This is a genomic window from Herpetosiphon llansteffanensis (assembly GCF_003205875.1).
GTDB lineage: Bacteria > Chloroflexota > Chloroflexia > Chloroflexales > Herpetosiphonaceae > Herpetosiphon > Herpetosiphon llansteffanensis.
The window spans coordinates 12,953-36,940 of the sequence record NZ_PUBZ01000119.1 but is presented as its reverse complement, the minus strand read 5'-3'; the positions used below and the strand labels follow the sequence as shown (position 1 = coordinate 36,940).

Sequence of the window (23,988 nt, the reverse complement as noted above, 5' to 3'; positions counted from 1 at the left end):
AGCACAACGGGCGGTGAGGCGGGTCTGCTCACAAAAAAACCACGCACCAGCGTGGTGATTGGTCAGCGGCGGCGCGGATCAGCGAAAAATCCCGTCAAAACCTCTCAGGAATTCGTCCAGCCCTCCTCACGAGGATTTGGGTTATTCGAATCTTATACGTTTGCAAATCAATCATCTCAACTCCTATACGTTTTAATCCCCTCACGAGGATTTGGGTTATTCGAATGCTGATTGTTCACAGCACACGCGACCCGTTTTTATTCGTTTTAATCCCCTCACGAGGATTTGGGTTATTCGAATTGAACTTCAAGCGGCATTAGCTGATGAAGGCAAAGATGAGTTTTAATCCCCTCACGAGGATTTGGGTTATTCGAATGGCACTACCAGCACCTTAACAACTGAAAAATGAGAGTAAATGTTTTAATCCCCTCACGAGGATTTGGGTTATTCGAATCCACATAGCCTTGCATTTGGTCAAAGACCTCGTTGGGCGGTTTTAATCCCCTCACGAGGATTTGGGTTATTCGAATACACTTGAAACGCCGCTTACTGGCATGGCGTGAGGATTTGAGTTTTAATCCCCTCACGAGGATTTGGGTTATTCGAATATAATAGGCTTTGTCGTTATGACATGGCCTGTTTTTATGTTTTAATCCCCTCACGAGGATTTGGGTTATTCGAATTAAATGATACGTTTGGCTCATGGGCTGCGCCTGTTGAGTTTTAATCCCCTCACGAGGATTTGGGTTATTCGAATTATTTTTGAGGTATAAATCAGTGGAAACATTCACGTATGAAGTTTTAATCCCCTCACGAGGATTTGGGTTATTCGAATCAATTGCTGGCATCGATGAATCGGAGTAAGATATGGAGTTTTAATCCCCTCACGAGGATTTGGGTTATTCGAATCTATGGGCATGAAAGTTGCCCACGCTTTAGGTGAACGGGTTTTAATCCCCTCACGAGGATTTGGGTTATTCGAATTTGCCTCAAACGATTGCAGAGCGCCGAGGCGGTGCTTGGTTTTAATCCCCTCACGAGGATTTGGGTTATTCGAATGCAGATGCTATCAAAGCTGGTGTGAGCGCGGTAGCAAGTTTTAATCCCCTCACGAGGATTTGGGTTATTCGAATGACCGAATCAGGTAGTTGGGGCTGGAATACTACCAGTGGCAGTTTTAATCCCCTCACGAGGATTTGGGTTATTCGAATGGCATAGGGAGAGGCCGTAATAGTGACCTCTCGTTGTTTGTTTTAATCCCCTCACGAGGATTTGGGTTATTCGAATGCATCTCAAACTGTATGTGCGTGAAGGCGAGCTGAGATGTTTTAATCCCCTCACGAGGATTTGGGTTATTCGAATGTCTTGCACGCCAAGCAATTCGTAGCCAGCGAATAAATGGGTTTTAATCCCCTCACGAGGATTTGGGTTATTCGAATATACGTGGACGGCGCGTGAGACGTTCAACAGCGAGCTTGAGTTTTAATCCCCTCACGAGGATTTGGGTTATTCGAATATACAGAGTTAATCGGTGTGTCGATTGATCCTGCGGACAGTTTTAATCCCCTCACGAGGATTTGGGTTATTCGAATGGATTCGCACCACGGATGACCGTATAAATCTTTTGATACGTTTTAATCCCCTCACGAGGATTTGGGTTATTCGAATTTGCATGTCATGCGATATATCCAATACCAGAATCAAAAGGGTTTTAATCCCCTCACGAGGATTTGGGTTATTCGAATCTTGTAGCATGGTGCTAATGCGTTCTCAAGCTCGTATGTTTTAATCCCCTCACGAGGATTTGGGTTATTCGAATTGATTGTGAATATAACAAGCAATTACCATTTGAAGATATGTTTTAATCCCCTCACGAGGATTTGGGTTATTCGAATGTAAGGCGAATCGTGCTGAATGTTTAATGGTTGAAATACGTTTTAATCCCCTCACGAGGATTTGGGTTATTCGAATATTCAATCAACGCATCGGTTCTCATACGAAATTCATTAATGTTTTAATCCCCTCACGAGGATTTGGGTTATTCGAATAGAGCAAGCCATGGCGATGGGTTTCCTCAAGAGTGAAGTTTTAATCCCCTCACGAGGATTTGGGTTATTCGAATTTAATAGTCTACGCGCTTTATCGGATAGGTCAATCGTGTTAAGTTTTAATCCCCTCACGAGGATTTGGGTTATTCGAATTTGCATGTCATGCGATATATCCAATACCAGAATCAAAAGGGTTTTAATCCCCTCACGAGGATTTGGGTTATTCGAATCTTGTAGCATGGTGCTAATGCGTTCTCAAGCTCGTATGTTTTAATCCCCTCACGAGGATTTGGGTTATTCGAATTGATTGTGAATATAACAAGCAATTACCATTTGAAGATATGTTTTAATCCCCTCACGAGGATTTGGGTTATTCGAATGTAAGGCGAATCGTGCTGAATGTTTAATGGTTGAAATACGTTTTAATCCCCTCACGAGGATTTGGGTTATTCGAATATTCAATCAACGCATCGGTTCTCATACGAAATTCATTAATGTTTTAATCCCCTCACGAGGATTTGGGTTATTCGAATAGAGCAAGCCATGGCGATGGGTTTCCTCAAGAGTGAAGTTTTAATCCCCTCACGAGGATTTGGGTTATTCGAATTTAATAGTCTACGCGCTTTATCGGATAGGTCAATCGTGTTAAGTTTTAATCCCCTCACGAGGATTTGGGTTATTCGAATTGATCATGGACTAGCATTAACAGGCTTGTCTGAGTTTTAATCCCCTCACGAGGATTTGGGTTATTCGAATATTATTGTATTTAGCATACGAGCAACCATGACATACGTTTTAATCCCCTCACGAGGATTTGGGTTATTCGAATGGAATTTAAAGCCGAGCGTAAGATCGAGCTTCAATTAGTTTTAATCCCCTCACGAGGATTTGGGTTATTCGAATATATTAATTCAACACACCGATCAATCATTGCATGCTTAACGTTTTAATCCCCTCACGAGGATTTGGGTTATTCGAATTGTTTGGCCTCTTATTGGCTGGCGGCTTGGTCTACCCCGTTTTAATCCCCTCACGAGGATTTGGGTTATTCGAATGCAGATGCAGCAGTGTCTTATCCAGCGGGTTGCAGGCACGGTTTTAATCCCCTCACGAGGATTTGGGTTATTCGAATGCAATGAAAAAACTGCTTGTGTACATTTGTCGTAATCAAGTAAGGTTTTAATCCCCTCACGAGGATTTGGGTTATTCGAATGATTCATAATACGTTTTAGCTTCAGATTCAATCTTTGTGTTTTAATCCCCTCACGAGGATTTGGGTTATTCGAATGGTATAACTTAGTGCGGTTGGGCTTGCCGCGCCTGCTTGGTTTTAATCCCCTCACGAGGATTTGGGTTATTCGAATTAGCTTGAGTATTAAATGCTTCGCTACTCAATAAGTTTTAATCCCCTCACGAGGATTTGGGTTATTCGAATCGACAATTGAAGATGCTGCGCGATGAGTTATCAAATGGGTTTTAATCCCCTCACGAGGATTTGGGTTATTCGAATCCTGTATACCCTTGAATCGGCTTGTAGTTAACCGTCATGTTTTAATCCCCTCACGAGGATTTGGGTTATTCGAATGCCATTCAAGCGGGCTTGTTCAGCGGTCAAAATGGCTTTTGTTTTAATCCCCTCACGAGGATTTGGGTTATTCGAATTAAACAAAGCCGATCACGAAGGGCTTGCACATGGGCTTCCGGTTTTAATCCCCTCACGAGGATTTGGGTTATTCGAATGGCAATTAAGCGGGCCTTAGCTGAGCAAGCGCAGCGCGGTTTTAATCCCCTCACGAGGATTTGGGTTATTCGAATATACCCCAGTTTTCATGGCTTTGCAAGGCCCTAAATCGTGTGCTTTGCGCGGTCCGCTTAAAAACACTCATTTCTGCTCGTTTTTTGCCCATAAAAATCAGCCTAAAATCGTGTTTTAGCCCATTCCAATGCGATCGCGCGGCTCGCAAACACATTTGTGCCCCTACATAGGCCCTAAAACCACAAACGACCCGCTGGGGGTCGCTTGTGGGAGAGAAGAGAGAGGAGAAGGTTTGGTTGCATTATACCATCATTCTGGTTTATGATCAGCAACGGTCATGGTTGTAATCAGCGACATTGCGACATGGCCTTCAAGCACGCTCATGGCATGATTATGGTGAATCGAAACAATTGTATAGCCCGCCACAAATTCTTGGCGCAAACTTGCCTGAAGTTCAGTCATATTCAGCTCAATCAACGATTTTAGGAGTTCTTCCAACGATAGATTGATCGCTGCTGTGCTGGGTCGACTGGAAGTACTCGTCAAACTCTGCTCAGTAATCGGCAGTGAGCGGACACTTGTCTCGGTAAACACATGCATTTTGCCTAACATTCTATGCTCCTATGCAGCAAATCAGGATTCATACCACTGCTGTAGCAACAATCGTTCCTAATAGATTCGTACCCTCAGCACTTATTGCAGGGCAAAATGCTCAGCATCTGCATTATCAGCGTTGTCACGATTGATTACCAACAGCGGGTTTGGATCATCAAGCGCAACCAAGATTGGAAAATAGACTTCCAGCATCTCGCCCTTGGCAACCGGCGTATCAAAACGTGGCTCGAAACAGCATGGCAAGCCTTGCATATCCTTCACTGAGCGATATTCAGCATTCGAGAAAACCAAAAGCGAGATTTGTGCGCCATCAAGCACTACAGGTTCAGGATGGGTTCTGCCATGAGTTATCTTGGCCCGAACTAAGCCTACTTCATAGCCAGCAGGCGGCCCAGCGTAAGTTGGATCAAGCGTTGTAATGGTTGTCAAGGCTTGCGCACCCCGCTCGAAATCGACAACTTCAAAAGCAAACGAACGATCTGTGCTGGCCATCATCAGCATTTCACCCTTGACGATCGGGTCGTTTGCCGTACCAAAACTAAAGGCCGTATCTAGCTCAGCGTCATCAAGGTAGGTCACCGTCACCTCAACGAGCTGCTCGGTTGGAGCAACGGTAGCCGTCGGAATTGGCGCATTCGTTGGGGATGGAGCCTGATTACCGCCACAGGCCACAAGCGAACATCCAAGCATTATTCCAATCGTTAATTGGCTTAAGCGCATAACTTCTCCTTACTTTCGAACTTGCTGGCGATACGCAACCACAAGCACAAAGGTTGCCTACGACGACCAAAAGCTCAATCCTATGCTACTCTATCGCCACATGAACAAGCCTAACAAGGAAGGATATTTTGCATGCGGCGTTTGAGTTTTTGGATTTTGCTTGGAATTTTAGCGGCATGTGGCAGCACACCCAGCGAGCCAAGCCAACAAGCACTTGCCCCAACCGCTATGGCAACCGCAACCACTGCCCCGACCAATTCTCCCGTGCCAACCAGCACCACCATTCCCACCGCAACCAACGAGCCAAGCCCCACCCCAGAGCCAAAGCTCGAATTGGCGATTGTTGGCGATATTATGTTGGCCCGCTCAATTGGCGAGCGCATTCTGAGCGATGGCCCCGAACCAGTATTTGCTGGCGTATACGACGAGTTGGTGAATGCCGATTTGACGATTGGCAACCTTGAAACCGCCGTTGCCGATACCGGTGAGCCAGCACCCAAGGCCTATCGTTTTTTAGCGCCGCCAGAAAGCATCGATAGCCTCAGCAATGCAGGCTTCGATCTGGTTTCATTGGCCAATAATCATAGTTTAGATTGGGGCGAATCAGCACTGAGCGAAACCATCGGCTTGTTAAATCAAGCAAATATTGCCAATGTTGGGGCTGGGATGAATGCAGAACAAGCCTATCGCCCAGTGATTCTTGAAAAAAATGGCTTGCGCTTAGCATTTTTGGCCTATGTTGATGTGCCAGTTGAAAATGGCGGCTTCGTGACCGAATCGTGGACAGCGACCGCTGATCAACCAGGCCTCGCGTGGGCCGAGCCAGCAGTGATTGCCGCCGATGTTGCAGCAATTCGACCAAGCGTCGACCATGTGATTATTTTGCTGCACAGCGGCTATGAGGGAGTCAATCAGCCAAACGAGATTCAGCGCAGCAATGCCTATGCAGCCTTAGAGGCAGGCGCAACCCTCGTGCTTGGCGCGCATCCGCATGTGTTGCAAGGCTACGAAGCGCGGCCAAATGGCCAATTTATTGCCTGGAGCTTAGGCAATTTTGTCTTCGATGGTTTCGATGGCACGCCCAGTCTCGATAGCGCAATTCTGCATTTAACCCTCGATAAAAGTGGCGTAATCGGTTCGCGCTGGACACCAGTACGCTTGGTCGATGGCTATCCACAAGCGCTCGATCCAGCCAGCGACGGCGCATATATCATCGAAACCATTGAGCAGTTGAGTCAGTAGAGCGTAGAGGTCAGGGTCTAGGGGTCAGGGATCAAGCAAGAGAGACTTTAATACCGTGGTTCTGGCACAATTCGTCGCTGAAACCTGGGTGCTCCCCCTCTCCCGCGTTTTCGTGGGAGAGGGGGCTGGGGGGTGAGGGAATACGATTGTCAATCCAATGAACCATTACAAATAGCCCCTACCCCTTGCGAATTGCTTCGGCGCGGGTGACAAATTTATTCGCATACTCTGCATCATCTGTCCAAGTATTGCTCAAACCAGCAAGGGTTTTGGCGACACCGCGCAGATTTGCGGGAATGTTGCTATGGCGTGGGTTGCGGGCCATCATATTTTTTTGGCTTTCGTTGGCTTCATCATCTCGCAACGCCAAGGCCAATAATTGGCCAATATGCGCCTGCACCGCGCCATCCCAAGTGCTGAATGAAAGCCCACCCTCTTGACGCACGCCCAAGCCAGCCGGATTGCGCTTTGGCCGCGCGGCCCAGCCTGAGCTTAAACCAGCGGTTTCAAAAATGCACTGCGCTGCTGCAAGAAAAGGATCAAGCCCAACGCTTGGCGCATAGACCCAGTAGTAGCCCATAATCGTTTCAACATCGTTCTTGTATTCTGAGGTTTGGGGCAAACTCTGGCGAATAAAGGCAATCGCTTTTTCGCGGCTCCCCGAGGGCGTAGCGCTCAACAACGGCGTGTTGGCAGTAATTGGATTATCAACCAGCGGCACACGTTGCACATTATTCAACCGATCAACCGCATTTTGAATTGTGCTGACGTAGTAGGCTTCGCTGATTGCAGCGCCCGGGCACGAGGGTTTGTTGTAATCGCGATGCGATGAAATGCCACCGCCAAATTTTTGATGGCGAATTTCAAAGCTGTTTAATTTGCGTTTGAGCACCGCCACCGCATGGCCAACCAAAGCCGCAACCGGAGCCGACCACTGCGTATTTTCGAAATAACCACACACTTCGATGCCGATTGAATATTGCAAGGTGCCTTTGCTATCGCGATAGCCATTGCCTTGCGCCGCGTGAATCCCTTGGTCATACATCGGCGTGAACAGCCAAATCCAGGTTTCATCAATAAACAGGTGCGGGCCACGATCCCAGCCAGCGCCAGTGCGATAGTATTCGCGCAAGGTTTCAAGCTGTTTAAGCCGTTTACGATACATTTGGCCTTCGCTCAAGCCAGTTTCTTGGCTATCCCAACGCCAGCCCGATGGATAGGGCGCGGCAGCAGTGCTTGGCACAGCAGTATGGTGCAACACGACAAAGTTGGGGGGAATTGCACCAAAATCATAGCTATCAACATAGTGGCTAAATTCTTCGGCTTTTAGACCCTGACCGATATACAAAAACTGTTCAACAGGCACAACCCCACGCGTGCCTTCCTCGCTGAGCGTATCTTCATGCGGCATTGCATCTTTGGGATCAGGCAAATCAAACGGCGGTAGCGGTTCGTCGTGCAGCGGTTGGTTAGCATCAGTCATCGCTTGGTCTCCTTCGCACAAAACACCGAGAACAGCTCAATTATATAATTCGATGGATGTGGTTGGCTAGCAAGAGTTTCGTCACAGCTTACAGCCCCTCTCCCGCGTTTAGTGAAGCAGAGGGGCTGAGGTGAGCGAACCGATTAAACATACAAACTGGTCAGGGTGAAGAGGAACAACACGCCTGCAATGTAGCTATTGACATTGAAAAAAGCAATATCAATTTTGGAAAGATCGCGCGGGTTGATCAAGCTGTGTTCATAAACCAATAAACCTGCGGCAGCTGCAACCCCAACGTAAAATGGCCAACTCAAGCTTAGCAACACACCCACCGCCAAAAGCAAGCTAATCATGGCCACATGGCAAACTTTGGCCACCAACAGCGAGGTGGCAATGCTGAAGCGGGCTGGCAACGAGTGCAAGCCTTCCTTGCGATCAAAATCAACATCCTGACAAGCATAAATTAAATCGAAGCCAGCAATCCAAATGCCAACCGCTGCCGCCAGCAAAAGCATCGCAGGCCGAAAATGTGGATCAACCGCCAGCCAACCGCCAGCAGGCGCAATCGCATCGGTGAAGCCTAAGCCAAAGTGACACAACCAGGTAAAGCGCTTCATATACGAATAGCCAGTTAATGCAACCACCGCAATCGGCGAGAGCAATAAACACAACGGATTGAGCAAACCAGCAGCAACCACCAACACAACCAGCGAAACCAAACCAACCGCCAAAACCGATTTGGCCGAAAGCGTGCCAGCTGGAATTGGGCGAATGCTGGTGCGCGGGTTGCGAGCATCAAAATGGCGGTCAAGGTAGCGATTAAACGACATTGCGGCGGTACGCGCCGCCACCATAGCCACGGTGACCAAAATCAGCGGTTGCCAGCCAGGAAACTGTTTGTTGGCCAAAAACAGCCCCAAGTAGGCGAAGGGAAGGGCAAAAACCGTGTGTTCAACCTTAATGTTGATCGCGGTTTGCTGCAAAGTATTCCGTAAACTTGTCATGCTGCGTTTCCTATCGATGATAAACAAGAATCTGCTTGCATTATATAGCAGTCGCATGGCGCTGGTAATCCTACTTTGCACTAGGCATATGGGCTAGCGTAGCAGTTAATTAAGCTTTGACTTTTATGCCAGCATTCCCTACAATGTGCCTTGTATCACAAACTGCTGGCAATGCTGCCTAAGCTAAACGACCACCTCGTGTTCAACGTTGAATACGTTTGGATAGGGGCTTTTTTTGTTTGCGCCGAGGAGTGTACCCATGACGGTCTATAACTTCAATGCCGGTCCTGCGATTTTGCCACCCACTGTTTTGAGCCAAGCCCAAGAAGAACTCCGCGATTTCGCGGGCACTGGGATTTCGGTGATGGAAACCAGCCATCGCTCAAAAGAATTCGAAGCGGTTAATAACGAAGTTGAAGCTCGTTTCAAGGCTTTGCTTGGAATTGAAAGTGGCTATCGGGTATTGTTGCTGCAAGGGGGAGCCAGCACCCAATTTGCCATGATTCCGCTAAATTTCTTGGCTGCTGATGCGGTTGCCGATTATATTGTAACCGGCGTGTGGGCTGAAAAAGCTCGCGACGAAGCCCAAAAAATCGGCAACGTGCATATTGCTGCCGACACCGCCGCCGATAAGCACAATCGGATTCCGACCCAAGCAGAGCTGCAATTTAGCGAAAATCCTGCGTATGTCCACTTGACCACCAACAACACGATTTATGGCACCCAATGGCAAACTATCCCCGATACCAATGGCGTGCCGATTGTGGCCGATATGAGCAGCGATATTTTCTCGCGGCCTTTTGATGCCAGCAAATTTGGCTTGGTCTATGCAGGAGCACAGAAAAACCTCGGCCCTTCTGGCGTAACCGTGGTCTTAATTCGCGAAGAGTGGCTGGATAAAGGCGCGAAGAACGTGCCCACCATGTTGCGCTATACCACCCACGCCAGCAACAATTCGCTCTACAACACGCCACCAACCTTTGGCGTGTATATGCTCAACCTCGTTTTAGGCTGGATTCAAGAGCAAGGTGGCTTGGCAGGTATGGCCGAATACAACACCCGCAAAGCCAACATCGTCTACAACGCAATCGATAATTCTGGCGGTTTCTATCGTGGCCATGCAGTTGCCGATAGCCGCTCGCAAATGAATGTCACCTTCAATCTGCCTAACCAAGAGCTTGAAAAGCAATTCTTGGCCGAAGCCAAAGCCCAAGGAATGCTTGGTTTGCCTGGTCACCGCTCGGTCGGCGGAGTGCGCGCCTCGATCTACAATGCAATGAGCATCGAAGGGGTCGAAGCCTTGGCAAGCTTCATGGCTCACTTTGCTGCCAAACACGGCTAAATTCTTCAAGCCCTCGGTTATGCCATGGTGAGGCTATAGCCGAGGGCTGTTCGATCTAAGAAGAGCATAGAACATAGAACATAGAGCATAGGAATTTAACCACGAAGAGCGCGAAGGACGTTTTTTGCCACAGATTGGTTTGATTATCTTCCACTAGCCAATAGCTGTACTGGTTCATCACGTTAACCAGTGTCTGATCCCCTCACCCCCAACCCCTCTCCCGTGCGCGGGCGAGGGGCTTTCACCGTGTGGTTCTGCCGCAATGTATGCAAAAAAAGAGTCGACTCCCCTCGCCCGCGTCCAGTGGGAGAGGGGCTGGGGGTGAGGGCATGATCATGATTGCCAATCCAATGAACCAGTACACATAGCCCACAGCCCACAACCATCATTTCTCTGCGCCTCTGCGTTAATGTTCCGATCCCTAACTCCTGATCCCTATTTTTTTACCTTCTGACTTTCCCTATGTTCTATGTTCTATGCTCTATGTTCTTTTTGACTTCTGATTTTTGCCTTTCTCCTTGCCCATTGGTATCTTTTTTGCTATAGTGGCCCATATTTCTAAAAAATTGGTTAATTGAGGTCGGTATATGCGTTCATTTGTGGTCTATATATTGCTCTTGGGGTTGGTGGCATGTGGCCAGCCCGACCAAGTTGCGACAACCCAACCAACGTTGGGGCTGATTCTGAGCAACCCCAGTGCAACCCCATTTGCCAGCACGCCGACTGCAAGCGTGGTCAGTGGAGCGGCCAGCGCGACCCAAGTTGTTGGGGCAACGCCAAGTATTGCTGTCGACGATTGGCAAAGCCAATATCGCGCTTGGATTGAAGAAGCGCGCCAAACCCATCCGTATAGCGAAAGTAGCGAGCTTATGTGGAATGTGATGATCTGCGAATCGAGCGGAAATCCCACAATTCAAGGCCCAGGCGAGCTGATTGGTTTGTTTCAATATCAGCCAAGTACCTGGGCTGGAACGTGGAACCCATATCGCGATCAGCCAATTACTGATCCGCGAGCACAAATTTTTGCCACCGCCAAAGCCTGGCACGATGGTAATCAACAATGGTGGGGCGTGTGTCTCTAATTATTCATCAAGGTTTCAACGGTATCGAACAAAATATCTAAGGTAAATGGCTTAAACAAAAATTGCCCATACAGTTGGGTCTGGTCACGGCAATCAACGGCGCTCATAAACACAAATGATGGTGAGGTTGCCCCGAATTCGCGTTGGACTAATTCAGCCATTTTGATGCCATCCATAAACGGCATCATCACATCGGTCAGCACCAGCGCTGGCTGAATTCGTTGAGCGGCTTCGAGACCACGGCGGCCATCATAGGCCACCTCGACCGTGTAACCTTCGTCTCGCAGGGCATCGGCGATCATGTCTGCGATTGAATCTTCATCATCAACGATCAATATCTGTTTTCCAGCAACCACACAAAGACTCCTTTTATCGCCGTGGGACATTCCAACGCCGATGATCAATGACCATCAGCGTTTGCTCCTCGGAATTATTGAAATTAATAGTAAACCAGACTAGCTAGCAAGAGTTAGACCAATAGGCCTCATGGCTCGATAGATTCAAGTGGTAGGCTCACGGTAAAGCAACTGCCATGACCTAAGCCTTCCGATTCAACCTTAATACTACCACCATGAGCACGAACTACTGCGCGAACTGTATAGAGACCAAGACCTGTGCCACCAACGCGTTGGGTATGGCGGCCTCTGGTAAAGCGCTCAAAAATTCGTTCGAGGTCTTGCGGGTCGATCCCCAAGCCAGAATCGCGAATGCTGAGCACCACCGTTTGGGCCTCAAGTGCGAGTTTCACAACCACGACTGTCTCATCGGCGCTATATTTCAGGGCATTATCGAGCAAATTCCAAATTACGCGCTCCATCCAAATTGGGTCGACGCGCAATTTTGGCGCTGCATGCAGTTCCATGGCAATCCGCGGATTCGCCAAACCGCCATTGATGGTAGTGACTAATTGGGCCACCAAATCGCCAAAGTCCAGTAACGAAGGCGCAATCAACGTTTCGCCAGCGTTGATTCGGGCAACATCAACCAGCAACGAAAGATAATCGCGCATGCGATCGGATTGGGCAATAATCGATTGCAAGCGATTGAGTTCGCGTTCGCTGCGATTTTCGGTTTTAGCGCGGCGCAACAGCAAATCGGCACTACCACGAATGGTCGTCAACGGATTTTTCAAATCGTGAACGATAGTAGCAATGGCATTATCGCGATCACTTTCTTGCAATTTCCAGCCAGTAATATCTTGAAAGACGGCAACAGCACCAATTAAATTACCACGATTATCGTGAATTGGCGAGGTATTGGCCAAAATTGGAATTTCGCTGCCATCAGGGCGACGCAAAATCAATTCGTGCTTCAAAAATGGCTCGCCAGTTTTGATCACCCGCGCAATCCCTGAATCGCCAGCGGGCAAGCGTGTACCATCAGGTTTATGTAAACCAAAATGATTATAACCAGCCACAGGCACGGCGTGCAGCGGGTGTTGCCACAATTGCTCGGCCTGACGATTGGCCAAAATCAAACGCCCATCGGGAGCCAAACCAACCACCACGCCTTCGGGCAGAACATCGATGATGCTTTGTAACAAAGATTGATGCAGATCGCCGAAATTCTCATGCTCATGCGGCTCGACATAGCTGGTACGTAAACGCCCAATCCAGCCCTCAAGCAAGGCCTGAATAATCATCACTTGAGCTGGGCTAAACTTGTGAGCAGGATTAAACTTGACCGCGTAAAAGGCTTCATAGATAAAAATCAAGGTTGCTTTTTCGCCGTTTAAAGCCTGCTCAGCACTCATCATTTGGTCGTCTGGCTGGCCGACTGCTGGGGTAACACAGTGATATTCACCGGCAGCGGTGCGGCTCCAAATTGTTACCTCAACCTGAAAAGCAGCGCTGAGGGCTTCCGCCAATGCAACCAACGATTGTGGCGCTTCGGTTGTAATACGGCGCGAAAAGTCTTCAATCATAGCCCATTCGCGACTGGTTATATTCATTCGGCGTTCCTTCCACATAGCGCATGGTTACACAACAGCGTGAGCTTACTCCGAGGTTGGTTTAATCGGGCGACCGATAATCGCTTCGTAGCGTTGAGCGAGGGCGGTGTAATCTGAGCGTGGGTCAAGCGCTTTTTGAGCCACCCACATTTGTTGGGCTAGGCCGCCAGCCCACAAAGGCACACCGCTAGCACGAGCAGTATCCATCACGGCATTAAGGTCTTTGGCCAATAATTCAGCAGCAAAACCTTTGTTGTAATCGCCGCTAAAAATGGTTTCGGGCAGCCAACGCTCAAGCAGGTAATTCGAGGCAGTGGCATTCAACAAAACATTACGAATCGTATCTGCTTCTACGCCATTGGCCACGCCAAACGCCAAAGCTTCGATATTGGCCATCGCAATAATACTGATGGCGAGGTTATTGCATAGCTTGACGACAGAGCCAGATCCGCTTGCACCAATGTAGCTGACTGCACCGCCGAGCACATCCAAAACTGCTTGACAGCGTTCAAAGGTGCTTGGTTCGCCGCCCACCATAATTGCCAACTCGCCAGTTTTAGCACGGGCTGGGCCACCGCTAACTGGAGCATCGAGCATGGCTATTTGGCGTTCTGCAAGTTTGGCCGCAATCGCACGGCTGGCAGTTGGCGCAATTGTGCTCATATCAATACAGATGCTGCCCGCAGCCATACCTAATGCAGCACCATTCGTGCCAAGCAACGCGGCCTCGACTTGCGGTGCATCGGGCACCATCGTAATCACAATATCGCTGTTTGCGCCCAAGGCTTGGTAGTTTTCGGCAATCGTTGCCCCTTGCTGCGCCAATTGTTCGGCGGCTTCGCGGCGCTGGTGCACGCCAACGGTTAATTGATAGCCAGCTTGCAGCAAATTCGCCGCCATCGGCGCACCCATCGCGCCCAACCCGATCAAGCCAATCCGTGGTTTTTGCATGATTGTTTCCTTGCTAGCATATCCAAAATTTAGGCTTCAGGCCAACCAGGCTCAGTAATCGCCATATCGAGCGCATCGTTGAAGCGATTAAACATCGAAAACAGGCTGGTAGTGGCGGTTAATTCAACAATTTCGCCTTCATCAAAATGTTCGCGCAGGCTAGCCCACAATTCGTCGCTAATGCCTTTGGCGTTCACGGTTACTTGTTCGGCGTAGCGCAAAGCCACCCGTTCGCGCTCAGTCCAGCGTGAATCATCGGGCGCTTGCAGGGCATCAATATTTTCTTGCGAAAGCCCAAGGTTGCGCAAAATCGTTGAGTGCGAGGTTAAGCAATAGGCACATTCGTTTAATTGCGATGTGCGCACTACAACCATCTCTTTTAGGCGCAAATCAAGCGTACCAGTGCTCAGCACCGCACTCATCAAATTACTGGCGGCGATCATCATCTCTGGGCGGCGGGCAAACGTGCGAAACATATTTGGCACATTGCCACGTTTGGCATAAAAGCCCTCAAATACCTTGAGCGCTGCGGGATCGACTTCGTTGGGCGCGAGTGGTTTTAATCGGGGCATGACACAAAACCTCCACTAAGCCAAATTCGACGGGTTGCATGCTACCACAATCAACAAAACTGAGAAAATGCCATAAGCAAACCCGCCCAATGGTTGAAGACACTGGGCGGGTTGCATATTGCGCCAAGCTAAATCCGCTGGTTTAGTAGCGGGGTTGGCGGCTGCTGCGAATGATCCAAATTGTGCCCGATACGATCAGCACTAAGCCGCCAATGCCTGCCAGCCAAATCCACAACGGCACATCTTTGTTGGCTGCTTGCGCGTTTGGTTGGCTTGGGTTGCTCGGAGCCGAAGAACGCGGCTGCTCGCTAAATCGATCAGCAGGAGCGGTATCATCGGGCAAGCTTTGGGCTGGGCCTGAGCCTTGGGCTTCTGGCAAGGTTGCGCGCCATTCGCTATCCAAGGTATCAAGGCTACGATTCAAGACCGTTTGTACCGCTACATCATCAGTTACGCCGCTTTTGAATTGCGCGACGAGCTTGGTGATTGACTCGATGCCATAGGTTGACTCAATGTAGCGCACCACGCTTTCGCTTTGGGCATACGAAAGCAACGCTTTGTCCGGGTCGGATGGAAAATTTGATGCCAATGCACGCAAGGGAATCAATTCGCCATTTTTGGCCGCGCGTTCGACCATTTGCTTAAAGCCAGCATCGGGCGAATCTTGGTTGGCGACAGCCAAACCTTCATCAAACCACACTGGCATGCCGCCGTAGTTGTTGTCGGTGGCTTGGTGCAAAACCAAGTGGCTTAATTCGTGCGGCACCAAGCGACCCAATTCGGCCTGATCGCCAGCTTCGATTGAGCCAATGATCAAACCGAGGTCTGGGCGAGCTTGACCGCCAATCCAATCTGCTGAGTTGGGCGGCAAGGCTCCGCGCATATCGCGGGTATTGCTATAAATCGAAATTGTCATGGGATTGTCGACCGAGCCACCAATCCGTTGCTCAAGCCGATCGAGGCCGCCAAGCGCGCTATCGAGCAAATCTTGGCCCCATTGGGCATCGCCATCATACCAGCGCACCGTAATGCCACGCTCGCTTTTTTCTTGCCAATTGAAGCGCGTATCTTGGTAGAGCACCGATTGCTCTGGCGTTTCGGTAATCGTGCCATCTTCGGCGACCAATTGCCATTTGTAGCGCACAGTCACGCCAACGGGCAAAAATTCGACGCTGGTATCGCGAGTAAAGCTGGCCTTGATCGACGTGCCTGGTTGCCATTCGGCCTCGGCCTCGGTATAGGCTGGCACATCGCCTGGCTGCACGCCCAAGGCATATAAAAATGCTACTTCACGAATTGGCGAGCTTGATTCGGCCTCAAGCTCAAAAACCACATCTTGGCCAAAGCTGCTGGTGGCCTCATTGCGCGAAATTTTGGCTGGCTCAGCTGCCTGAGCCGTAGCTTGGTAGCCCAGCACCAGCAAACATCCCAACATCCACAACACTACTCGTCGCATACAAACCTCGCTTACTCCGCGCCTTCGGTTCTCCAGCGCAAGAAGGCATCGATAAATAGATTAATCTCGCCATCGAGCACTGCTTGAGTATTCGATGTTTCAACGTTGGTGCGATGATCTTTGACCCGCCGATCGTCAAGCACATACGAACGAATCTGATTGCCCCAGGCGGCATCGCGATGTTCGCCTTTGAGTTTATTGCGTTCTGCTGCTTGGCGAGCCAGCTCGCGCTCCAACAAACGAGCGCGCAACACGTTCATCGCGGTTTCTTTGTTTTGCAATTGAGAACGCTCGTTTTGACAGGTCACGATAATTTCGTCGGGCGTGCCACCGCGATAGACCAAGCGCACGGCGGAGTCGGTGGTGTTGACACCTTGGCCGCCATGGCCGCCAGCGCGATAGACATCAATCCGCAGATCTTCGGGGTTAATTTTGACTTCTGCAGCATCATCGACCTCGGGCAGCACTTCAACTCGCGCAAACGAAGTATGGCGGCGATGGTTGGCATCGAAGGGCGAAAGCCGCACCAAGCGATGAATCCCAGCCTCGGCCTTGGCATAGCCATAGGCATAGGGGCCGCGCAATTCCAAGGTAGCACTTTTGATGCCCGCTTCTTCACCATCCATCAAATCAACGATCGTTGTGCGGAAGCCTTGGCTTTCACCCCAGCGGCTATACATGCGCAGCAACATTTGGGCCCAATCTTGCGATTCGACTCCGCCAGCGCCCGATTGAATTGAAATAAAGGCATTGGTGCTATCGTATTTTTCGCCCAGCAAAATGCTCAATTCAAGCGTATCGACCGACTTGGCCAAAACACTGACTTCACGCTCAATTTGGCTGAGCGAATCGGGATCGTCTGCTGAAAGTTGCAACAGGTCGCGCAGGGTTGCCAAATCGCCAGCCAAACTATCCCACATTTTCAATTCTTCTTGCATGCGCGCGAGGCGTTGCAAGGTTGTTTGGGCTTGTTGCGGGTTATCCCACAGCGCTGGATCGGCTGCTTGTTGCTCTAATTCATGCAGTTCTGCTTGTTTGGCAGCCCAGTCAAAGCCGCCCCCTTAGCGCATCGAACCGCGCTTGTAACGAGCTTAGTAGTGCCCGAAGATCAATAAACTCTGTCATGAGGTTCCTCTAGTCGTTAAACAAAAGATCGAGCGCGTTTAGCACTCGACCTCATGATACCCGAAAGCGCTCTTTTTGCGAAGGGTTGAAACTGCGAAGCGCACAATATTGGTAGTGTGGTGGAACGTTCCCTCACCCCCCAGCCCCCTCTCCCACTGAACGCGGGCGAGGGGGAGCACCCATTTTCACCACACCGTGCGGACGAACCACGCAATTAACGCCCCTCACCCGCGCCACGGGAGCGGGGTTGGGGTGAGGGGATCTTAAAAACCTACCCTTGAGAGCCAGCCCCCTCTCCCACTGAACGCGGACGAGGGGGAGCACCCATTTTCACCACACGGTGCGGACGAACCACGCAATTAACGCCCCTCGCCCGCGCCACGGGAGCGGGGTTGGGGGGTGAGGGAACACTAAACGGTCTAGTTCGTGACCCACGGTGCAAACACCCGATGGATTGTAGGAGTTGGCGTGGTGTTGGTTGCGGTCGCGGTTGGCGTGGTGTTTGGCGTAACAATCGGCTCAACCGTAACCGTGGTTGTTTGGGTAACAGTCACAATCACAGTAGCGGTCGCGGTTTCGGTCGCCGTCGCAGTTATTGTCGCGGTTTCGGTCGCCGTTGCCGTTATTGTCGCGGTAGCGGTGGCAGTTTCGGTCGCCGTCGCGGTAATGGTTGCAATCTCGGTTGGCGTGTTGGTTGGCGTATTGGTTGGCACGTCGGTCACGATTGCCGTCGCCGTGTTGGTTGGCGTATTGGTTGGCATGTCGGTCACGATTGCCGTCGCCGTGTTGGTTGGCGTGTTGGTTGGTGTATTCGTCGACGTATTGGTTGGCGTGTTGGTTGGGGTATTGGTTGGCGTGTTCGTTGGTACAGCGGTATTGGTGCTCGTTGGCATTGGGGTTGCAGTTGCGTTGCTATCCACAATATTAATCACAACTTGATATGCCGTGCCTTGGGTGCCAGTGCCGCCCGAACCAGTAAAGGTTGCAGCTTTGATCACGTGCGTGCCATGGCTTAATGCTGGGTTCATAGGCAAGAAATCGAGACCATTACTTTGATCGCCAGCGATTGAATAGGGCCGACCGCTTTCGGTGCGATAGATAGCGCTATCGACCCAAAAACGCACACTGCCGATACCCGTGGCTGGGGTGGTTGGCGCAACAATGCTGATATTGCGCGTGCCAAGCGTTGCATAATTAATTGTCACGCCGTTGGGAATTGGATCGTACAGCACTTGGTCGGTATCAGCGTTGTACATGATCAAGCGTGGCACATACGAGCCAGTTGGTGTTGGCGTATTGGTTGGCACGCTGGTTTCGCTGGCGGTTGGCTGAATATTGGTTGGGGTTGGTGTAATCACCGCGCCTGGCTGTGTGAAAACATTACCCGTTGCCACGGTGTTTTGGCCAATCACCACCAAGTTAGCGCTTGGATGATTGTAAATCGTGTTGTTGGTAATCGTGTTGAAATCGGTCAAATAATTAACTGGTGTGGTTGGTGGCACGGCCAAATTGGCTTCGCGCACACCAAATTTCTGCGTGCCAGTCGTATTTTCAATAATATTATCTTGCACGGTATAGCGTTGGGCAGGGCCACGCTTGGAGAGCAAGTTGATCCCAGCGTAATCCTGATTGCCAGTGTTATTATCGCGAATGATGTTACGGCGAATGATGTTATTGGCAGCGTTACCACCGCCATTCACTTCAACGCCAGCACGCACATTGCCTTCCATAATGCTATCTTCGATGATGTTATCGGTATCGCGGGCGGAATTATCGGTATCGCCACCGCCTAAATCGCCAACCCCAGAGCCAGCGTTATTGCGAAAGACGCTTTGGCGAATATTGACTCGTTGATTGCCCCAGCAATAGTACAAACCATCGCCAGCAGTGCCGCGCGCAGCATAGCCAAGGTTACTAATACCTTGAATTTTGACAAATTCAATATCGCGCGAGGTTGTGCCCGGGTGAAAGCCATGGCCGCGATTTGCGGTTGCCAAGCTATTGCTGACCGTGCTTTGATCGCACGATTGCAAGCTTACGCCATCGCTATGCCAATAGCGCACCGTAATATTATCGATGGTGACAAAGCGGCAATAGACAAAGTTAATCGCCCCAATATAAAACTCGTAGAAGGCAGGCTTTTGGTTGGTATTCCAGCCTTCAATCGTCAAATCGCGCACGCCCATATTTTGCAAGCGATTGTTAAAATTGGTTCCAAGCGCAAAAATCGCTGAATAGGCGTGTGATACAACTGAGTTAGTCGGTACTGAAAGTGTGAGCGGCTTTTTGAGGGTAATTGTGTTGTTGCTGGTATTGATCGAATCGACCATATTTTGCTCAACGCCCCAATTGCCAATGCCTGTGCCTTCCGTACCTTTAATTATAATGCCTTCGCCTGGTTTGAACACCGAGGTATCGGCCACGCTAATCACATTGCTGCCTTGAGTCGCAGTAGCGGTCAACTTGGTATACAAGCCATACGACACTTGTGAAACATTCGCGGTCAGCGGGTAATTGACTGCTCGATCAAGCGTAATTGTTTGGTTGGTGGTGTCGAGGCTCATAATTTCATACGAGCCAGGCAAAAAGCGCAGATCCGTTGAGCGCCAAATATATACAATCATCCCAACCCGAAAGGCTCCAATATTGGCGACCTTAATTGTTGAGAGATTGCTGCCACCTTGGGTCACAAACACCCGTTGCTCGTTGCGGCCAGCCTTTAAAATCGTCTCAGCGCCGACCCCTTGCAAGGTAACCCCGGTTTTCAAATCGAGGTAGGTTTCCAAGGTAAAAGTGCCAGCTGGCAAGCGTACCGTACCGCCACCTTGGGCCGCCGCAGTATCAATCGCCGCTTGAATGCCAAAATCGGGGGCTAATGGATTAAGATAGGGGGTTGCATCAATCGTATTGGCAAACGCCGATTGTAACAGCCAACTAAATGAACCAAGACTGAACGCTAAAATGATAAGAGCACTAACTCCTGACCTGAATCGTTGTTGCACAAAGCTTGGCTGCATAGTTCCTCCGCGCCTGAACATGATGCTGAACAATAAAAAAGGAGCCACAACAGCCCCATGCATCATCTTCTGTGAGCCTTTAATCAAACGTGGAATTATTCAAAACGAGTTTGATTACTGACTCTTATTGTACTATGGCATACCATAGCGCATAGTGGCCTTTTTTCCTACAGGACTTTAGGCCTACTTGACGCGAAATCCCACCTTTATCGCTACCAAGGCTACCCCTTCAGAGTGAGCAGCCTTAGCCCAATCGGGCTATTAGCAGTGGGTAAACAGCATAAACACCCATAGCAGCAGTGCCATAGGTGTTTTGGGTTCACAGTTCAGATTGGGCAACTTGCCTACGTACCAGCCTTGGGGTAAGCCATCAGTTGCCAAATCTGGGTTTGTTCAGTCTACCGTTGGTGAATGTGTGCGCTTGAAGCCTCGCTTACGCTCATCACTGGTCGCCTGCTTGAGCAGTAGTATAGGGCAATTCGCCCTATTGTCGAGTGCGCTGGTTAAGAATATTGACCATTTAACCGTGGCTCTACGTGCATTATTATGGCTTTGTTAAGCCCTAAATTGGCATTATGCGATACTCAGACCAATGTCGTTTTTTGTATAGTACCCCCTAGTACCTAGCTAAGCGGATTGTACAACCTGCACAAAAAGCTGCGGTTAAGCACTGGTAGAATTGCCCGATAGCCCCAATAGCCCAGCGTGGTATTGTATATGCGAAGCCTCTGCTACACTCCTTGTACCAATACCTCACCTCGCCTGCCCATGCTCTCGATGATGCGAGCGTAGGCAGCAGCGATGCTCGTTCTCGGCAATGACTGCCCCCAAACGTCGATCCTCTACATCAACGAAAGGACGGGGTCATGGGCATGTTTATGGGTGAGGGCACTCCAGTGCTCCTGCAAACTATCGTCGAATTTGAAGGCAAGGGTTTTTTCAACCCGCAAATGCTTGATTTACGCTATGTCGTGCCAAGCGATCGCACCACTGGCATGCTCTACTTTCGAGCGGGCAGCACCATTAGCAGCCTCGTCAATGTTTCAATTTTGCGCAATGGCCAGGTTTTACGCTATTTTCCCGTCGCCGCTGATTCAGCCATCCACGTCTCGCTCGCCATCGTCGAGGAACACCCAGCCGGAACCGTGCTTGACGTATGTGTCGCCGGTGAAGGCAGTGGCCTGTTGATCCTTGATCTTGGCTACTTAGAAGTGTAGGCCGCGCATGAATGGATTGGTGCGTTTTCGAAACAACCTGCAATGGGCGACAACGCTGCCGCTCGTTCGCCGCCACGGCATGAGCATTGAACATCGGCGCTTTACCGACCAACGGCCACTCATGCCGCAACTCGAACGCTGGCGCAACTGGTCGATGCAATTGACGCTCAGTGGCACGCGCTATGTGAGCTATGGCGAGCGTAGCTTTTGCCAAGCGCCAACCTCGTTGGTGCTCACCAGCCCACAAGCAGATCCCTTGCGGATTCGCTATTTGCCTGGCGCAACCACCGATTGGCTCAACGTGACCTGGACAAGCGAGGGTTGGCAGCATTTTCTCAATCAGCATGCTCAGTTCAATCAACGTCATGGCTATTTGATTAAAGATGCAGCTCGTTCGCCCATGTTGGCAGTGCGTTACGTGCCGCCACCAGCGCTACACGCTGCACGGCAGTTAATCACCATCGCAGGTTTGCGCGAAGCGCCACCAGCGACCTTGGAAAACGCGGCTACCACGCTTTTGGCCCTGCTCAGTGCGCTCGATTTTCAAACAACCCTGCACGGCTATGCACCAACTCAAGCCCAATCGGTCGAAAAAGCCCAAGCCTTGATGATGAAAAATCTCGAACGGCCACCAAGCATTAGTCAATTGGCTTCAAGTTTGCACATCAGCCCACGCCAACTGCAACGAGATTTTCTGGCCTGTACCGGGCTTAGCCCACTCAGCTATTTACAAATGCTGCGGCTCAGCGAGGCCAATATGCTGCTCGCTAGCACCAATTTGCCAATTGGCACAATTGCCAGCCAACTTGGTTATGCCAGCGCCGCCCATTTCAGCGCCGCCTTCCGCCGTTTATACGCCTGCACGCCGCGCCAAATTCGTGAATACGACGATGACTTGATGCTTGATACTGTTATGGAGGATGCTCATGGCTGTTCAAATTGAAACGATCAAAAAGCTCAAAAATGGCCTCGATGTCCTGCCCGATCTGTATCGCTATGCTAGCTTGGGCTTCGACGCGATTCCCGAAGATGAGATCGAACGCTTGAAATGGTATGGCTTGCTGCATCGCAAACAAACGCCAGGCTTTTTTATGCAACGGCTGCGGATTCCCAACGGCATCCTGAGCACGCGCCAAATGCGCGCAATTGTCAGCGTCTCACGCGATTTTGGCCGCAACACCATGGATCTGACGACCCGCGAGAATATTCAATTGCGCTGGTTGCAGATCGAAGATGTGCCCGCAGTCTTTCAGCGTTTGCAAAATGTTGGCCTAACCTCGCAACAAACCGGGCTTGATAATTATCGCAATGTGATGGGCTGCCCCTTGGCTGGCCTGCACCACGCCGAAATCTTCAACGCTGCGCCGATTACCCAAAGCGTTTCGTTGGCCTTGCTTGGCCGTGAATTTAGCGATTTGCCACGCAAATTCAATATTACGATTAGCGGTTGCTCGCACGATTGTGCGCATAGTCGGGCCAACGATATTGGCATGACTCCTGCCGCCAAAGAAATTAATGGCTATCGCGTGCTTGGCTTTCATGTGGCGCTCGGCGGAGCCTTGGGTGGCACAACGCCGCAGCTCGGTCAAGATGCAGGTATCTTCTTAACTACCGAACAAGCCTTGCCTTTCTGTCGCGCTGTGTTGAGCGTGTTTCGCGATAATGGCTCGCGAGAAAAACGCACCGAAGCCCGTTTGAAATGGCTGATTCGCGAGTGGGGCATGCCGCGCTTTATGGCCGAAGTCGAAAAAAGCTTTGGCCAGCCGTTTTTCAGCGCTGGCGAATCGTTGCTAGCAGCCCACAACGGCGACCACTTGGGCATTCATCAACAACAAGACGAAGGCTTTGTGACGGTTGGTTTGTTGGTGCCAGTTGGCCGCACCAACGCCCAGCAAATGGCCGAAATTGCCGATTTGGCTGATGCCTATGGCACTGGCGAGTTGCGCTTAACCCCCGACCAAAACATTTTGATTCCCAATGTGCATGAAACCTGTCTCGAACGTTTATTGGCTGAACCACTGTTGCAAGTGCTGCAACCACATGCACCTGGAGCATTGCGCGGCTTGGTCAGCTGCACTGGCCGCGATTATTGCCACTTTGCCTTGAGCGACACCAAAGAATTATCGCTCCAGGTTGCCGAAGAATTGAGCACGCTGATTCCCGCCGAACGACGGGTCGATTTGAAAGTATCGGGCTGTGTGCACGCCTGCGGCCAGCACCACGTCGGCGAAATTGGCTTGCAAGCGCAGCGTTTGCGACTCGAAGATGGCAGCATTGTCGATGCCTTTGATCTCTTTGTTGGCGGCAATCATCAGCAACTGGCAACGCTGAAAGCACGCAAAATTCCGGTTGATCAATTGGCTGAGCGGATTGCCGCTGAACTCGCCATTTTGGATGGGGAATAAGA

17 protein-coding genes and 1 CRISPR repeat array are annotated in these 23,988 nt (G+C 50.3%); of the genes, 6 read left to right on the top strand and 11 right to left on the bottom strand.

All coding sequences use genetic code 11. From position 1 onward, the window contains the following. Positions 1-114 precede the first annotated feature (114 nt). Positions 115-3,863: a CRISPR direct-repeat array (repeat unit 37 nt; unit sequence GTTTTAATCCCCTCACGAGGATTTGGGTTATTCGAAT). 250 nt (positions 3,864-4,113) lie between these two features. Together C5S61_RS19160 and C5S61_RS19155 are read right to left on the bottom strand one after the other, a co-directional pair. After that, positions 4,114-4,416: a hypothetical protein gene (locus tag C5S61_RS19160; protein WP_110517589.1), complete on the bottom strand. Its 303-nt coding sequence runs from the start codon at positions 4,414-4,416 to the stop codon at positions 4,114-4,116. An 81-nt stretch (positions 4,417-4,497) separates the two neighbouring features. After that, positions 4,498-5,139, bottom strand: a complete 642-nt coding sequence (locus tag C5S61_RS19155; RefSeq protein ID WP_110517587.1) for a hypothetical protein — start codon at positions 5,137-5,139, stop codon at positions 4,498-4,500. 132 nt (positions 5,140-5,271) lie between these two features. Here C5S61_RS19155 and C5S61_RS19150 point away from each other — a divergent pair, with 132 nt between their 5' ends. Further along, a complete protein-coding gene (locus tag C5S61_RS19150; protein ID WP_110517585.1) occupies positions 5,272-6,381 on the top strand; it encodes a CapA family protein in 1,110 nt (369 codons plus the stop codon). Between the two features lie 178 nt (positions 6,382-6,559). Here C5S61_RS19150 and C5S61_RS19145 read toward each other — a convergent pair whose 3' ends face one another. After that, a complete protein-coding gene (locus C5S61_RS19145; RefSeq protein ID WP_110517583.1) occupies positions 6,560-7,864 on the bottom strand; it encodes a peptidoglycan recognition protein family protein in 1,305 nt (434 codons plus the stop codon). Positions 7,865-8,007: 143 nt separating this feature from the next. Continuing rightward, positions 8,008-8,868 (bottom strand): UbiA-like polyprenyltransferase, encoded by an 861-nt coding sequence (locus C5S61_RS19140; RefSeq protein ID WP_110517582.1) that lies wholly within the window; start codon positions 8,866-8,868, stop codon positions 8,008-8,010. A gap of 259 nt (positions 8,869-9,127) precedes the next feature. Between C5S61_RS19140 and serC the strand changes: the two genes are divergently transcribed. After that, positions 9,128-10,210 (top strand): 3-phosphoserine/phosphohydroxythreonine transaminase, encoded by a 1,083-nt coding sequence (serC, locus tag C5S61_RS19135; RefSeq protein WP_110517580.1) that lies wholly within the window; start codon positions 9,128-9,130, stop codon positions 10,208-10,210. Positions 10,211-10,797: 587 nt separating this feature from the next. Next, positions 10,798-11,292: a lysozyme family protein gene (locus tag C5S61_RS19130; RefSeq protein WP_110517578.1), complete on the top strand. Its 495-nt coding sequence runs from the start codon at positions 10,798-10,800 to the stop codon at positions 11,290-11,292. Here C5S61_RS19130 and C5S61_RS19125 read toward each other — a convergent pair. The 7 genes from C5S61_RS19125 to C5S61_RS27470 form a co-directional block, all read right to left on the bottom strand. Next, positions 11,289-11,648 carry a response regulator gene (locus C5S61_RS19125; RefSeq protein WP_164689646.1) on the bottom strand — a complete coding sequence of 120 codons (360 nt, stop codon included), beginning with the start codon at positions 11,646-11,648 and terminating at the stop codon, positions 11,289-11,291. The genes C5S61_RS19130 and C5S61_RS19125 overlap by 4 nt on opposite strands. Before the next feature lie 128 nt (positions 11,649-11,776). Beyond that, a complete protein-coding gene (locus C5S61_RS19120) occupies positions 11,777-13,243 on the bottom strand; it encodes a sensor histidine kinase (protein ID WP_164689644.1) in 1,467 nt (488 codons plus the stop codon). Between the two features lie 45 nt (positions 13,244-13,288). After that, complete coding sequence (locus tag C5S61_RS19115; protein WP_110517572.1) at positions 13,289-14,194, bottom strand: NAD(P)-dependent oxidoreductase; 906 nt, start codon at positions 14,192-14,194, stop codon at positions 13,289-13,291. Positions 14,195-14,223: 29 nt separating this feature from the next. Then, entirely contained in the window at positions 14,224-14,766 is a 543-nt protein-coding gene (locus tag C5S61_RS19110) for a carboxymuconolactone decarboxylase family protein (protein WP_110517570.1), read from the bottom strand. Positions 14,767-14,908: 142 nt separating this feature from the next. Further along, complete coding sequence (locus C5S61_RS19105; RefSeq protein ID WP_110517568.1) at positions 14,909-16,222, bottom strand: peptidase MA family metallohydrolase; 1,314 nt, start codon at positions 16,220-16,222, stop codon at positions 14,909-14,911. 11 nt (positions 16,223-16,233) lie between these two features. After that, a protein-coding gene (prfB, locus tag C5S61_RS19100) for a peptide chain release factor 2 (protein ID WP_110517566.1) occupies positions 16,234-17,347 on the bottom strand; the annotation gives its coding sequence in 2 pieces (ribosomal slippage) (positions 16,234-17,271 and positions 17,273-17,347; 1,113 coding nt in all). A gap of 419 nt (positions 17,348-17,766) precedes the next feature. Beyond that, positions 17,767-20,364, bottom strand: a complete 2,598-nt coding sequence (locus tag C5S61_RS27470; protein ID WP_164689642.1) for a right-handed parallel beta-helix repeat-containing protein — start codon at positions 20,362-20,364, stop codon at positions 17,767-17,769. Between the two features lie 866 nt (positions 20,365-21,230). Here C5S61_RS27470 and C5S61_RS19090 point away from each other — a divergent pair. From C5S61_RS19090 to C5S61_RS19080, 3 genes are read left to right on the top strand one after another with little or no spacing between them, the layout of a single operon-like run. After that, positions 21,231-21,581: a molybdopterin oxidoreductase gene (locus C5S61_RS19090; protein ID WP_110517562.1), complete on the top strand. Its 351-nt coding sequence runs from the start codon at positions 21,231-21,233 to the stop codon at positions 21,579-21,581. Between the two features lie 19 nt (positions 21,582-21,600). Beyond that, complete coding sequence (locus tag C5S61_RS19085) at positions 21,601-22,524, top strand: AraC family transcriptional regulator (protein WP_164689641.1); 924 nt, start codon at positions 21,601-21,603, stop codon at positions 22,522-22,524. Further along, positions 22,508-23,986, top strand: a complete 1,479-nt coding sequence (locus C5S61_RS19080; protein ID WP_164689640.1) for a ferredoxin-like domain-containing protein — start codon at positions 22,508-22,510, stop codon at positions 23,984-23,986. Before C5S61_RS19085 ends, C5S61_RS19080 begins: the two co-directional genes overlap by 17 nt. The last annotated feature ends 2 nt before the right edge of the window (positions 23,987-23,988 follow it).

Bases quoted from the DNA above. Each gene is read 5' to 3' on its own strand.
- C5S61_RS19130 (WP_110517578.1), top strand. From the start codon at position 10,798: ATGCGTTCATTTGTGGTCTATATATTGCTCTTGGGGTTGGTGGCATGT.
- C5S61_RS19090 (WP_110517562.1), top strand. From the start codon at position 21,231: ATGGGCATGTTTATGGGTGAGGGCACTCCAGTGCTCCTGCAAACTATC.
- C5S61_RS19160 (WP_110517589.1), bottom strand. From the start codon at position 4,416: ATGTTAGGCAAAATGCATGTGTTTACCGAGACAAGTGTCCGCTCACTG.
- C5S61_RS19145 (WP_110517583.1), bottom strand. From the start codon at position 7,864: ATGACTGATGCTAACCAACCGCTGCACGACGAACCGCTACCGCCGTTT.
- C5S61_RS19105 (WP_110517568.1), bottom strand. From the start codon at position 16,222: ATGCGACGAGTAGTGTTGTGGATGTTGGGATGTTTGCTGGTGCTGGGC.
- C5S61_RS19120 (WP_164689644.1), bottom strand. From the start codon at position 13,243: ATGAATATAACCAGTCGCGAATGGGCTATGATTGAAGACTTTTCGCGC.
- C5S61_RS19080 (WP_164689640.1), top strand. From the start codon at position 22,508: ATGGCTGTTCAAATTGAAACGATCAAAAAGCTCAAAAATGGCCTCGAT.
- serC (WP_110517580.1), top strand. From the start codon at position 9,128: ATGACGGTCTATAACTTCAATGCCGGTCCTGCGATTTTGCCACCCACT.
- C5S61_RS19110 (WP_110517570.1), bottom strand. From the start codon at position 14,766: ATGCCCCGATTAAAACCACTCGCGCCCAACGAAGTCGATCCCGCAGCG.
- C5S61_RS19115 (WP_110517572.1), bottom strand. From the start codon at position 14,194: ATGCAAAAACCACGGATTGGCTTGATCGGGTTGGGCGCGATGGGTGCG.
- C5S61_RS27470 (WP_164689642.1), bottom strand. From the start codon at position 20,364: ATGCAGCCAAGCTTTGTGCAACAACGATTCAGGTCAGGAGTTAGTGCT.
- C5S61_RS19155 (WP_110517587.1), bottom strand. From the start codon at position 5,139: ATGCGCTTAAGCCAATTAACGATTGGAATAATGCTTGGATGTTCGCTT.
- C5S61_RS19140 (WP_110517582.1), bottom strand. From the start codon at position 8,868: ATGACAAGTTTACGGAATACTTTGCAGCAAACCGCGATCAACATTAAG.
- C5S61_RS19150 (WP_110517585.1), top strand. From the start codon at position 5,272: ATGCGGCGTTTGAGTTTTTGGATTTTGCTTGGAATTTTAGCGGCATGT.